12 protein-coding genes are annotated in these 12881 nt (G+C 63.2%); 8 read left to right on the top strand and 4 right to left on the bottom strand.

Annotation, left to right across the window (positions count from 1 at the left end):
- The first annotated feature begins 127 nt into the window (after positions 1–127).
- The 7 genes from Q6A47_RS05175 to Q6A47_RS05145 all read left to right on the top strand — a co-directional run bounded on the left by Q6A47_RS05175 (position 128) and on the right by Q6A47_RS05145 (position 7886).
- On the top strand, positions 128–652 hold the full coding sequence (locus tag Q6A47_RS05175) for a DUF2059 domain-containing protein (RefSeq protein WP_039579296.1): 525 nt from the start codon (positions 128–130) through the stop codon (positions 650–652).
- 10 nt (positions 653–662) lie between these two features.
- On the top strand, positions 663–959 hold the full coding sequence (locus Q6A47_RS05170; protein WP_304483357.1) for a BolA family protein: 297 nt from the start codon (positions 663–665) through the stop codon (positions 957–959).
- Positions 960–1075: 116 nt separating this feature from the next.
- The gene (trhO, locus tag Q6A47_RS05165) at positions 1076–2008 is read left to right on the top strand and encodes an oxygen-dependent tRNA uridine(34) hydroxylase TrhO (protein ID WP_029611954.1); all 933 of its coding nucleotides are present in this window, start codon (positions 1076–1078) and stop codon (positions 2006–2008) included.
- 3 nt (positions 2009–2011) lie between these two features.
- Positions 2012–2644, top strand: a complete 633-nt coding sequence (locus Q6A47_RS05160; RefSeq protein WP_304483354.1) for a DsbA family protein — start codon at positions 2012–2014, stop codon at positions 2642–2644.
- On the top strand, positions 2637–4469 hold the full coding sequence (locus Q6A47_RS05155) for an ABC transporter ATP-binding protein (protein ID WP_039579290.1): 1833 nt from the start codon (positions 2637–2639) through the stop codon (positions 4467–4469). Before Q6A47_RS05160 ends, Q6A47_RS05155 begins: the two co-directional genes overlap by 8 nt.
- A 123-nt stretch (positions 4470–4592) precedes the next feature.
- Positions 4593–7049 (top strand): EAL domain-containing protein, encoded by a 2457-nt coding sequence (locus Q6A47_RS05150; RefSeq protein ID WP_304483352.1) that lies wholly within the window; start codon positions 4593–4595, stop codon positions 7047–7049.
- Between the two features lie 45 nt (positions 7050–7094).
- Positions 7095–7886 (top strand): iron-containing redox enzyme family protein, encoded by a 792-nt coding sequence (locus Q6A47_RS05145; protein ID WP_039579284.1) that lies wholly within the window; start codon positions 7095–7097, stop codon positions 7884–7886.
- Between the two features lie 38 nt (positions 7887–7924).
- Here the strand turns inward: Q6A47_RS05145 and Q6A47_RS05140 are convergent, their stop codons facing one another.
- From Q6A47_RS05140 to Q6A47_RS05125, 4 genes are all read right to left on the bottom strand, one after another.
- The gene (locus tag Q6A47_RS05140; protein WP_116888721.1) at positions 7925–8665 is read right to left on the bottom strand and encodes a YciK family oxidoreductase; all 741 of its coding nucleotides are present in this window, start codon (positions 8663–8665) and stop codon (positions 7925–7927) included.
- A 48-nt stretch (positions 8666–8713) separates the two neighbouring features.
- Complete coding sequence (gene mupP / locus Q6A47_RS05135) at positions 8714–9385, bottom strand: N-acetylmuramic acid 6-phosphate phosphatase MupP (RefSeq protein WP_295481143.1); 672 nt, start codon at positions 9383–9385, stop codon at positions 8714–8716.
- A 2-nt stretch (positions 9386–9387) separates the two neighbouring features.
- Positions 9388–10086, bottom strand: a complete 699-nt coding sequence (ubiG, locus tag Q6A47_RS05130) for a bifunctional 2-polyprenyl-6-hydroxyphenol methylase/3-demethylubiquinol 3-O-methyltransferase UbiG (protein WP_304483350.1) — start codon at positions 10084–10086, stop codon at positions 9388–9390.
- Positions 10087–10151: 65 nt separating this feature from the next.
- Entirely contained in the window at positions 10152–11477 is a 1326-nt protein-coding gene (locus Q6A47_RS05125; RefSeq protein WP_304483347.1) for a TRZ/ATZ family hydrolase, read from the bottom strand.
- A 109-nt stretch (positions 11478–11586) separates the two neighbouring features.
- On the opposite strand from Q6A47_RS05125, the gene mtnA reads away from it, so the two are divergent.
- Positions 11587–12660, top strand: coding sequence for an S-methyl-5-thioribose-1-phosphate isomerase (gene mtnA / locus Q6A47_RS05120; RefSeq protein WP_304483345.1), 1074 nt, complete (start codon positions 11587–11589; stop codon positions 12658–12660).
- Positions 12661–12881: the final 221 nt, after the last annotated feature.

The following is a 12881-nucleotide window of genomic DNA, read 5'->3' as shown; positions in this document are numbered from 1 at the left end:
CGCAGTTTAGGTCCTGTTTCGTCCGAGCGGTTCAATCGCTCGTCCTGCCACTTGAGCACAACGCCCGCTGCGGCGCAGAATGCTCGACTCCGAGGTATCCGCCTCACCCTTTCATGAAGGAATTGCAATGACCCGTCTTCGTGTCCTCTTTGCCGCCGTCGCCCTGGCCTGTGCCAGTGGCCAGGTCCTCGCCGCCACTCCAAGCCACAACGCCGCCGCCGAGAAGTTCCTGAGCCTGGCCAGTGCCGACAAGCTGGGCACTCCGGTCTACATGCAGGTTCAGCAGATGTTCGCCCAGCGCTTCGCCCAGACCAAAGCGCCGGACTCCAAGAAGCCGGTGCTGGCCAGCTACCAGGCCAAGGCCAATGCTGCGCTGGACAGCGCCATCGGCTGGAAGAAGCTCAAGCCGCAGATGGTCAATCTGTACACCGCGACCTTCACCGAGCAAGAGCTCAAGGACCTGGTCAAGTTCTACGAGTCGCCGCTGGGCAAGAAAGTCCTGCAGGAAATGCCGAAAGTCACCCAGCAATCGGCCCAGCTGACCCAGCAGAGCCTCGAGCCTGCCGTGCCGGTGGTCAACAAACTGCTGGACGACATGACCAAGGAGCTGGACCCGAACGCCGGCAAGGCCGCCGCGCCAGCGAAGAAGTGAGCCTGACGCGATGAGCATGCAGCAACGCATCGAACGCCAGTTGGCCGAGCTCGGCGACCTGCACTTGCAGGTGCTGAACGAGAGTCACATGCACAGTCGTGGGCAGGAGACGCATTACAAGGCGGTGCTGGTCAGCGAGCAGTTCGCTGGCTTGAACAGCGTCAAACGTCACCAGAAGGTCTACGCCACCATGGGTGAGCTGATGGGTGAAATCCATGCCCTGGCCATTCACACCTACACGCCGCAAGAGTGGGCGCAAGTGGGCGTGGCGCCGGCCTCTCCGCTGTGTGCAGGCGGCGGGCACTGAAACCTGCTTGTCGTTCTGGTAGAATCCGCGTCATCCGAGGGCCGCTTTGCGGCCCTCTGCTTTTTGTCAAACCCGGTCCGCCCCTTACGAGGGTGACCACCAGGAGAACATGAGTCATGTCCCAACCGATCGTCGTGGCGGCGCTGTACAAGTTCGTCACCCTGAATGACTTCGTCGAACTGCGTGAGCCCCTGCTCAAGGCCATGCTCGACAACGGCGTCAAAGGCACCTTGCTGCTGGCCCACGAAGGCATCAACGGCACCGTTTCGGCCACCCGCGAAGGCATCGATGGCCTGCTGGCCTGGCTGCGCAGCGATGCGCGCCTGGTGGATGTCGACCACAAGGAGTCCTACTGCGACGAGCAGCCGTTCTACCGCACCAAGGTCAAGCTCAAGAAAGAGATCGTCACCCTGGGCGTACCGGGTGTTGACCCGAACCGCCAGGTCGGCACTTACGTCGAGCCCAAGGACTGGAACGCGCTGATCAGCGACCCTGAAGTGCTGCTGATCGACACCCGCAACGACTATGAAGTGGCCATCGGCACGTTCAAGGGCGCCATCGACCCGAAGACCGAGACCTTCCGCGAGTTTCCCGAGTACATCAAGGCCAACTTCGACCCGAGCAAGCACAAGAAAGTGGCGATGTTCTGCACCGGTGGCATCCGTTGCGAGAAAGCCTCCAGCTATATGCTCGGCGAGGGTTTTGAAGAGGTCTATCATTTGAAAGGCGGCGTCCTGAAGTACTTCGAAGAAGTGCCTCAGGAGCAGAGCCTGTGGGATGGCGACTGCTTCGTCTTCGACAATCGGGTCACCGTGCGCCATGACCTGTCCGAGGGCGAGTACGACCAGTGCCACGCCTGCCGCCACCCGATCGACGCCAAGGATCGTGAGTCCGAACATTATTCGCCAGGGGTGAGCTGCCCGCACTGCTGGGACAGCCTCAGCGAGAAGACTCGGCGCAGTGCCATCGACCGGCAGAAGCAGATCGAGCTGGCCAAGGCGCGCAACTTGCCGCATCCGATCGGGCACAACTACAAAGCCGAGGTTTAAGGCATGACGGCACGCCTGCTCTACGTGATGGACCCGATGTGTTCCTGGTGCTGGGGCTTCGCGCCCGTGGCCCAGGCGCTGATCGCCCAGGCGCAGGACGCTGGGGTGCAGACGCAGTTGGTGGTCGGGGGGCTGCGCAGTGGCAGTAGCGCCCTGGATAGCGCGACCCGCCAGTACATCCTCGAGCATTGGCAAGCGGTGGCCGAGGCGACCGGTCAGCCGTTCCGCTTCGATGGCGCCATGCCCGACGGGTTCGTCTACGACACCGAGCCGGCCTGCCGTGCGCTGGTCGCCGCGCGTGGATTGCACGGCGCAGATGTCTGGACGCTGCTCGAACTGATTCAGCGCGCATTCTACGAACAGGCGCTGGATGTGACCCGTGCCCCGCAATTGGTGGATTTGGCCGAGCAGGCCGGCTACGCGCGCGAGGCCTTCGCGGCAGCGTTCTCCAGTGCCGATACCCGTGCCCAGACGGCGGCCGACTTTTCCTGGGTGCAGGACCTGGGCATCGCCGGCTTTCCGACGCTGCTGGCCGAACGCAAGGGACAACTGGCGCTGCTGACCAACGGCTACCAGCCGCTGGACAAGCTCGAACCGTTGCTGGGTCGCTGGCTGCAGCAGGCCGCCTGTGCTTGATCTTCCAGGGTCGCCAGACCCTGTGCCGGGGAAGCCCGGCGGTGCGTCGGATCGACTGAGCTGGGCGGAAATCCGTCGCCTGGCGCTGCATCACCGCAAGGCGCTGTGGACTGCCAACCTGGTGGCCGTCCTCGCCGCCGCCTGCAGCGTGCCGATTCCGCTGCTGTTGCCGCTGCTGGTCGACGAAGTGCTCCTGGGCCATGGCGATACCGCACTGAAGTGGATGAACCACTGGCTACCGACTTCCTGGCAGGTCGCAGGCGGCTACATCGGTCTGATGCTGCTGGCCACGTTCAGCTTGCGCCTGGCCTCGCTGGCGTTTGGCGTGATCCAGGCGCGGCAGTTCGCGCGGTTGGCCAAGGATATCGTCTACCGGCTGCGCGTGCGCCTGATCGAGCGCCTCAAGCGCATCTCGCTCAAGGAATATGAGAGCCTGGGCAGCGGCACGGTCACCACGCACCTGGTCACGGACTTGGACACGCTGGACAAGTTCGTCGGCGAAACCCTGAGCCGCTTCCTAGTGGCCATGCTGACTTTGACGGGAACCGCCGCCATCCTGCTGTGGATGCACTGGAAGCTGGCGCTGCTGATTCTGCTATTCAACCCGCTGGTGATCTATTTCACCGTGCAATTGGGTAAGCGGGTCAAGCACCTGAAGAAGCTGGAGAACGACAGTACGGGGCGTTTCACTCAGGCCTTGAGCGAGACCCTCGACGCCATCCAGGAAATCCGCGCCAGCAACCGCCAGGGCTATTTTTTAGGCCGCCTCGGCCTGCGCGCGCGGGAAGTGCGTGACTATGCGGTGGCCTCGCAGTGGAAGAGCGATGCCAGCGGCCGCGCCAGCGGCTTGCTGTTTCAGTTCGGTATCGACATCTTCCGCGCGGCCGCCATGCTCACGGTGCTGTTCTCGGATCTGTCCATCGGGCAGATGCTGGCGGTGTTCAGCTACCTGTGGTTCATGATCGGTCCGGTGGAGCAGTTGCTCAATCTGCAATATGCCTACTACGCCGCCGGTGGCGCGCTGAGCCGGCTGAACGAGCTATTGGCGCGTGAGGACGAGCCGGATTATCCCAGTGCCTGCGATCCGTTCAGCGGTCAGCAGACCGTGGGGATCGAGGTGCGCGACCTGCAGTTTTCCTATGCCGACGAGCCCGTGCTCGAGCACTTGAACCTGTCGATCGCGCCAGGCGAGAAGGTCGCCATCGTCGGTGCCAGCGGTGGCGGCAAGAGCACCTTGGTGCAGTTGTTGCTCGGGCTCTACAGCGCCCAGGCCGGGACCATCCGCTTCGGTGGCGCCAGTCTGCAGGAGATCGGCCTGGAAACCCTGCGCGAGCAGGTGGCTGTGGTGCTGCAGCATCCCTCGCTGTTCAACGACAGCGTGCGCGCCAACCTGACCATGGGGCGCGAATGCAGTGACGAGGCCTGTTGGCAGGCGCTGCGCATTGCGCAACTCGACGCCACCATCGCCGCTTTGCCGCAAGGGCTGGACGCCGTGGTCGGTCGTTCCGGGGTGCGCCTTTCCGGCGGTCAGCGCCAGCGTCTGGCGATTGCGCGCATGGTGCTGGCCGAGCCGAAGGTGGTGATTCTCGACGAAGCCACCTCGGCCCTCGATGCGGCGACCGAGTACAACCTGCATCAGGCCCTGGCACGGTTCCTCAGTGGTCGCACCACCCTGATCATTGCCCACCGCCTGTCGGCGGTGAAGCAGGCCGATCGCGTGCTGGTGTTCGACGGCGGTCGCGTGGCCGAGGACGGTGACCACCAGCAACTGATCGCCGAAGGCGGCCTGTACGCCAAGTTGTACGGCCACCTGCAGCAGACCTGAACGGCACCAAACCTACCCCCGTGATCGTGCGCGGTGCGTGTCTTGTGGCTTGTGGCTGGCCAATGGCCTACGCTGTGCTGGTCTGGGGCAATTAGTGCCATCTGTGCGGTGGGCAGGGACTACATGAAGGGAAATCGGACGCTCGAAGCGCCAAGGCTGCTGGGGATCATCTGGCCCTTCGTCGCTGTAGTGGTTTTCCAAGTGCTCTTGGGCAGCCTCAGTTTGTATTCGCTCTCGGCCATGCGTGCTTACGTGGCGGGCGAGAGCCTGTGGTCCAAGGCGCAGAAGGACGCCATCTATTTTCTCAGCCTGTACGCGCAAAACCGTGACGAGCAGGTGTTCCAGCGTTATCACCAGGCCATCGCCATCCCTCAGGGTGACCGTCAGTTGCGAGTCGCCCTCGATCAGCCCGTGCCGGATATAGAGGCTGCCCGTACCGGCATTCTGCAGGGCGGCAATCATCCCGATGACGTCAACCGGATCATCTGGTTCTACAAGAACTTCCGCCACATCAGCTACATGGAACGGGCCATCGACTACTGGAACACCGGTGACGACTACCTGCGACAGTTGGATGGGGTCGCGCGCGAGATGCACGCCGGTTTCACCCAAGGCAGCGCCAGTGAGGCCGAAGTGGCGCAATGGAAAGCACGCATCGTGACCATCAACGAGGGCGTCACGCCTGCTGCCAAGGCGTTCAGCAACGCGTTGGGGGAGGGGTCGCGGATGCTGCTGCGGGTGTTGATGGTCACCAACCTGCTCACCGCACTGTTTCTCATTACCCTGGCCTGGCGTCGTTCGGCACGCTTACTGTCGCAACGCCAGGCCTTTGCCAGTGCTCTGCAGATCGAGCGCGAGCGGGCGCAGACCACGCTCGAATCGATCGGCGATGCCGTGATTACCACCGATGTGGACGGCTGCATCCTCTACATGAACCCGGCCGCCGAGCAACTGACCCACTGGCAAGCCAGTCAAGGCCAGGGCTTGCCGCTGGCGGCACTGTTCAGCTTGCTCGACGAAAGCGCGGAGCAGGACAGTCGCACCTTGGTCGAGCAGGTGCTCAGCGGCAGTTTGAAGGGCGGCGCCGAACATGCGCGGCTGATCCAGCGCCTGGATGGCAGTACGGTTTCGGTCAACCTGGTCGGCTCGCCCATCCACACCGATGGGCAAATAAGCGGCATCGTGCTCGCCTTGCACGACATGACGCAGGAGCGGCAGTACATCGCCAATCTCTCGTGGCAGGCGACCCACGACGCCCTGACCGGGCTGGCCAACCGCCGCGAGTTCGAGTATCGCCTGGAACAGGCGCTCAACGCTCTGGCCCGCCAGTCCGGGCGCCACTCGTTGATGTTCCTCGACCTGGATCAATTCAAGCTGGTCAACGATACCTGCGGCCATGCGGCGGGCGACGAATTGCTGCGGCACATCTGCGCGGTCCTGCAGTCGGGGCTGCGTGAAGGCGACACCTTGGCCCGGCTGGGCGGCGATGAGTTCGGGGTGCTGCTGGAGAATTGCCGTCCTGAGCAGGCCGAGCGCATCGCCGAGCACCTGCGTCAGACTGTGCAGAGCCTGCATTTCGTCTGGAAAGAGCGGCCCTTCGTCACCACCGTGAGCATCGGCCTGGTGCACTTGGGCCAGTTGGCTGGCACGCTCGAGGCCTCGTTGCGCGCTGCCGACATGGCCTGCTACATGGCCAAGGAAAAGGGGCGAAACCGGGTTCAGGTGTACCACGCCGACGACAGCGAACTGTCCCTGCGTTTTGGCGAGATGGCCTGGATCCAGCGCCTGCATGTGGCCTTGGAGGAAAACCGCTTCTGCCTGTATGCCCAGGAGATCGTTCCCCTCAAATCTGGCGAGGACGCCGGACATCTGGAGATTCTGCTACGTCTGCACGACGAAAGCGGTCGGACTATTCTGCCCGACAGCTTCATTCCCGCCGCGGAGCGCTACGGTCTGATGTCGGCACTCGATCGCTGGGTGGTGCGCAATGTATTCCAGGTCATTCGTCAGGCGCTGGACGCCGGCAGCGACCAACCGTTGGCCATGTGCGCGATCAACCTCTCGGGTATCAGTATCGGCGACGACAAGTTTCTGGAGTGTCTGCAACGGCTGTTCGACGAGTTCCGCATTCCACCCCAGATGATTTGTTTCGAAATAACGGAAACCAGCGCTATCGCCAATTTGGGAAGCGCCATTCGCTTCATCAATGAATTGAAAGGTTTGGGCTGCAAGTTCTCTCTGGACGACTTCTGCGCCGGAATGTCGTCATTCGCCTATTTGAAACATTTGCCGGTAGACTTCCTCAAGATCGACGGAAGTTTCGTCAAGGACATGCTGGACGACCCCATCAATCGGGCCATGGTCGAGGTGATCAACCATATCGGTCATGTGATGGGCAAGAAAACCATCGCCGAGTTCGTCGAAACGCCACAGATCGAGCAGGCGCTGCAGGAAATTGGCGTCGACTACGCCCAGGGTTATCTGATCGAACGGCCACAGGTGTTCACCTGTGGCTGTCTGCAGCGGCAACGGATTGCAGCAAGGCCCCCAGTTCAGCGGGCGCCGGGGGCCTTCCGCTGACCACGCCAGTGCCCCGCATCATCACAAGGAATCAAGGAGCTGAGAGTGATAGACGCATTCGTAAGGATCGGACCACTGATGGACCCCAAGAGCTATCCTGCCTGGGCCCAGCGGATGATCGAGCAATGTTTCGAGAGCAAGCGTCGTGTGGTGGAGCACGAAATCTACCAGCGCTTGAGCGAAGGCACCTTGAGCAAGCAGACGATTCGTCAGTACCTGATCGGTGGCTGGCCAGTGGTCGAGCAGTTTTCCCTCTACATGGCGCACAACCTCACCAAGACCCGCTATGGCCGCCATCAAGGCGAAGACATGGCGCGTCGCTGGCTGATGCGCAACATTCGCGTCGAGCTCAATCATGCCGACCATTGGGTGAAATGGTGCAAGGCTCACGATGTCAGTCTCCACGACCTGCAGGGGCAGGACGTTCCGCCCGAGCTGAGCTTCCTGAACGACTGGTGCTGGCGCGTGTGCAGCACCGAGTCGCTGGCGATCGCCATGGCGGCGACCAACTACGCCATCGAGGGCGCCACCGGCGAATGGTCAGCGCTGGTCTATCCCGACACGCCCTATGCCCGCGGATTCATCGAGCGCGGTGACAAGGCGGCGATGCGCTGGCTCAAGCTGCATGCCCAGTACGACGACGAGCATCCTTGGGAAGCGTTGGAAATCATCTGCACGTTGGTGGGCGAACGTCCTTCGCAGGCGTTGCAGGACGAGTTGCGCAAAGCGATCTGCAAGAGTTACGACTGCATGTACCTGTTCCTGGAGCGTTGCCTGGCGATGGAGCCAGCCCAGCGCCAGGCCGTGCACAAACCGGCGTTGGCGTCGGGGGTGTAGATCGAGAGGCGCGCTGTGCACGGCGCCCCATCCTGGGCTCACTGGGCGTTGAAGGCCTGCCCGTTGACGCCCGTGCTGTCCGGCCCCATGAGGTACAGATAGACCGGCATGATCTGCTCGGGCAACGGGTTGTCCTGCGGATTCTCGCTCGGATAAGCCAGCGCACGCATCGCCGTGCGCGTGGCGCCGGGGTTGATGCTATTGGCGCGCACCGGCGCCACGCCTTCCAGTTCATCGGCCAGCGTCTGCATCAATCCTTCGGTGGCGAACTTCGACACGCCATAGGCGCCCCAATAGGCCCGGCCCTTGCGACCCACGCTCGAGGACGTGAACACCACCGATGCGTCCTCGGAGAGCTTGAGCAGCGGCAGCAAGGTGCTGGTGAGCATGAACGTAGCATTGACGTTGATGTGCATGACGCGCATGAAGTTGTCGCCGGACAATTGCTCCAGCGGGGTGCGCGGCCCGATGATCGAGGCGTTGTTGAGCAGCCCGTCAAGGCGCCCGAACTGCTCTTCCACCATCACGGCCAGCTCGTCGTATTGGTGCGGCAGGGCGGTTTCCAGGTTGAACGGAATGACCACCGGTTGCGGATGGCCGGCAGCCTCGATCTGGTCGTAGACCTCGTTGAGGTTGGCCTCGGTCTTGCCCAGCAACAGTACCGTGGCACCCAGCGCGGCATAGGCCTTGGCCGCTGCGGCGCCGATGCCGCGACCGGCACCGGTGACCAGAATGACACGGCCTTTGAGCAGGTCGGCACGTGGGGTGTAGTCGAACATGATGTGATCCCTGTCTGTGCCCCGGTAGTAGGGGCGTTGTCCGTCTTCTCAGCAACCGCACAGGGCGCTGTCGATCACCTTGCGCAGGTCCAGCGGATGGTCCACGACCACGTCCGCGCCCCAGTTGTTGGGGTTGTCCTCGGGGTGGATATAGCCATAGCGCACGGCGGCGGTCCGTGTGCCTGCATCGCGGCCAGATTCGATGTCGCGCAAATCGTCACCGACGAACAGCACGCTGGCCGGGTCCAGGCCAAGGGTCTTGCACGCCAGGATCAGCGGCTCTGGGTCAGGCTTGCTGCGGGTGACATGGTCGGGGCAGATCAACAGGGCCGAACGTTCGGCCAAGCCGAGTTGCTGCATGATCGGCTCGGCGAAGCGCACCGGTTTGTTGGTGACCACGCCCCACAGCAAGTTGCCTTTCTCGATGTCGCCCAGCAGCGTGTCCATGCCGTCGAACAGCTTGCTGTGTACCGCGCAATCACGCTGATAGCGCTCGAGAAACTCCAGGCGCAGGGCCTCGAAACCTTCTGCTTCGGGGTCCATGGCAAAGGTGGCGGCGACCATGGCCCGGGCGCCGCCGGAGATCACGCCTCGGATCAGTTCGTCGTCCACCGCCGGCAGGTCGCGCTCGGCGAGCATGGTCTGGCAGATGGCGATGAAGTCCGGTGCAGTGTCCAGCAAGGTGCCGTCCATGTCGAAGAGAACTGCTCGCAGGCGCATGTTCATTCCTCGCGCAGGGTCTGGATCATGTAGTTGACGTCGACGTCGCTGGCCAGTTTGTAGTGTTTGGTCAGCGGGTTATAGGTCAGGCCGATGATGTCCTTGACCTCCAGCCCGACCACACGGCACCAGGCGCCGAGCTCGGAAGGGCGGATGAACTTCTTGAAGTCATGGGTGCCGCGCGGCAGCATCTTGAGGATGTACTCGGCGCCGACGATCGCTAGCAGATAGGCCTTCGGGTTGCGGTTGATGGTCGAAAAGAACACCTGGCCGCCGGGTTTGACCAAACGCTGGCAGGCACGGATCACCGACGAAGGGTCTGGCACGTGCTCGAGCATTTCAAGGCAGGTGACCACATCGAACCGACCGGGCATCTCTTCGGCCAGCGCTTCGGCGGTGATCTGCCGGTAGTCCACTTCGACGCCGGACTCGAGCTGGTGCAGGCGCGCCACCGCCAGCGGTGCTTCGCCCATGTCGATCCCGGTGACCGTCGCGCCGCGCTGGGCCATGGCTTCGCTGAGAATGCCGCCGCCGCAGCCGACATCCAGTACGGTTTTTCCGGCGAGGCTGGCGCGCTCGTCGATCCAGTTGACCCGCAGCGGGTTGATTTCGTGCAGGGGCTTGAACTCGCTCTCGCGGTCCCACCAGCGGTGGGCCAGGGCCTCGAACTTGGCGATTTCGGCGCGGTCGACGTTGCTCATTGAACAGATCCTCTGAAAGCTTCGATAAAAGGTGTCTCAGGCGAGCAGCCTTGGCTGCCCGCCAGTCATGCTTGGCCGTCGCGAATACGCGCGCCCCACTCGCGGGCGCTGGCGATCAGCGCGGCCTCGTCCATTTGAGTCAGTCGGTGGTTCTCGACCAGGCGCTGGCCCGCCACCCAGACATCGCGCACGCAGTCGCGGCCCGTGGCGTAGATCAACTGTGAAACAGGATCATGCACCGGTTGCTGAGCCAGGCCCGAGAGGTCGAACACAGTGATGTCCGCTGCCTTGCCGACTTCCAGCGAGCCGATGCAGGCCTCCAGCCCCAGCGCCCGGGCGCCGTTGAGCGTGGCCATGCGCAAGGCGCGGTGGGCATCCAGGGCAGTGGCCGAACCGGCAATGGCTTTGGCCAGCAGGGCTGCGGTGCGGGCTTCGCCAAGCAGGTCGAGGGCATTGTTGCTGGCGGCGCCATCGGTACCCAGGGCGACGTTGACGCCGGCCTGCCACAGGCGCTCGACCGGACAGAAACCGCTGGCCAGTTTGAGATTGGAGTGTGGGCAATGCACCACGCTGGTGTTGCTTTCTACCAGCAGGGCCAGGTCGTCTTCGCTGACCTGGGTCATGTGCACGGCCTGCAGGCGCGGGCCAAGCAGGCCCAGACGGGCCAGGCGCGTCAGCGGGCGCTCGCCGTGTTCGGCTTCGCCACGTTGCACTTCATCGGCTGTTTCGTGGATGTGCATGTGCAACGGCGCATCCAGTTGGTCAGCGATGACGCGAATGTTTTCCAGGTTTTCGTCGTTGAGCGTATAAGGCGCGTGAGGGCCGAGGGCGAGGGTGATGCGCGGGTGATGGCGCACGTCGCCGAACAGCGCGATGGCCTGATGCAGGGCTTCGTCGGGGCTGCGCGCGCCGGGAACGGCGAAGTCCATCAAGGGCACGGCCACTTGCGCGCGCATACCACTGCGATGCACGCGGTCACAGGCTTCGCGCGGGAAAAAATACATGTCGGCGAAGCAGGTGATGCCGCCCTTGAGCTGTTCGGCAATGGCCAGGTCGGTGCCGTCTCGCACGAAAGCCTCATCGACCCAGCGCGCTTCAGCGGGCCAGATATGCGCGTGCAGCCAGGTCATCAGCGGCAGGTCGTCGGCCAGGCCGCGAAACAGGCTCATGGCAGCATGGCCGTGGGCATTGATCCACCCAGGGGTCAGCACGCAGTCGGGCAGTTCGAGCACCTCCCGTGCCTGCGGTGCCCGCTCGCGCGGCCCCAACCAGGCGATCAGACCATCGCGAATGCCAAGCGCGTGCCCCTCCAGCACCACCCCGGCCGGTTCCACAGGCACCAGCCAGGTGGGAACGAGCAGCAGGTCAACGGGCAAAGAGGCTGGCGGCATGCGCAGGGTCCGGGGTTTCTGACGATTTAACGCGCAGTATACCCGAGCGCTCGCGGCCTGGGCTCGCTATAATCGTCCGCTTTTGATCAGTCAACGGCGGGGAGAGGCGATGCGCGAGCGACTTATGGCGGCAGAGAAGGTGACCGGCATCCAGTGGCGTGATGGCACCTTGCACCTGCTCGACCAGCGTCTGCTGCCTGCCCGCGAGCAATGGCTGGAGTGTGCCGACGTCGCCTCCGTCGTGCAGGCGATTCGCGCCATGGCCGTGCGTGGGGCGGCGGCCATTGGTATCGCTGCAGCCTATGGGCTAGTTCTTGCCCTGCGCGAGCGCTTGGGCGAGGACGATTGGGAGCAGGCGCTGGAGGAGGATTTTCTCGAGCTGGCTGAAGCGCGTCCTACCGCTGCCAATCTTTTCTGGGCGCTGAACCGCATGCGTGAGCGCCTGCAGCGCCTGAGTCCCGAAGATGATCTGTTAGGGCTGATGGAGGCCGAGGCGGTGGCCATCCACGAAAGCGATCGTGAAGCCAACCTGACCATGGCCCAGCACGGCATCGAGCAGATCCGCCGCCATCAGGGTAGCGAGCAGACCTTGCTCACCTACGGCAATGCCGGCGCCCTGGCCAGTGGTGGCTTCGGTACGGCCCTGGGGGTGATCCATGCCGCCTACCTGGAAGGCATGGTCGAGCGGGTGTATGCCGGCGAAACCCGGCCGTGGCTGCAAGGCTCGCGGCTCACGGCCTGGGAGTTGGCGCATGAGGGCATCCCGGTCACCGTATGTGCCGACTCGGCGCTGGCACATCTGATGAAGACCAAAGGCATCACCTGGGTGGTGGTCGGCGCCGATTGCATCGCCGCCAATGGCGATGTGGCGAGCAAGATCGGTACCTATCAGATGGCGGTCGCGGCCATGCATCACGGCGTGCGCTTCATGGTCGTGGCATCGAGCACCAGCATCGACCTGAATTTGCCCAGTGGCGAAGACATTCCTCTGGAAGAGCGCGAGGCGGATGAGCTGCTTGAAGTGGCCGGCAAGCGAGTGGCGGCCGAGGTCGAAGTGTTCAATACCGTCTTCGATGTGACGCCCGCGGACCTGATCGACGTGATCGTGACCGAAAAGGGTATTGTCGAGCGTCCCGACACGGCCAAGATCGCCCAACTGATGTGTCGCAAACGCCTGCATTGAGTGCTGGAACGCCTGGCAGATCGGCACAGAATTACGCCCCAGTGGCATCCTGCCCTCTCTCCCACCGCGCAGCCGTTTGTGATACCATCCGGCAGTTTCCAAGGGTGCTGTTTGCGGTGCCCTTCATTGCGCAGATCCTGGGCTCAACTCATTGATTTGTCGTATGTCGCCCCTGCGTCGAACGCGGTGGCGGCGAGCTTCGTTCGTCCACCGATGGACAT

Origin of the sequence: Pseudomonas boreofloridensis, assembly GCF_030580795.1 — a bacterium.
GTDB lineage: Bacteria > Pseudomonadota > Gammaproteobacteria > Pseudomonadales > Pseudomonadaceae > Aquipseudomonas > Aquipseudomonas boreofloridensis.
Note: the sequence above shows the minus strand (reverse complement) of the source record. Positions and strands in the feature narration are given on the sequence as shown.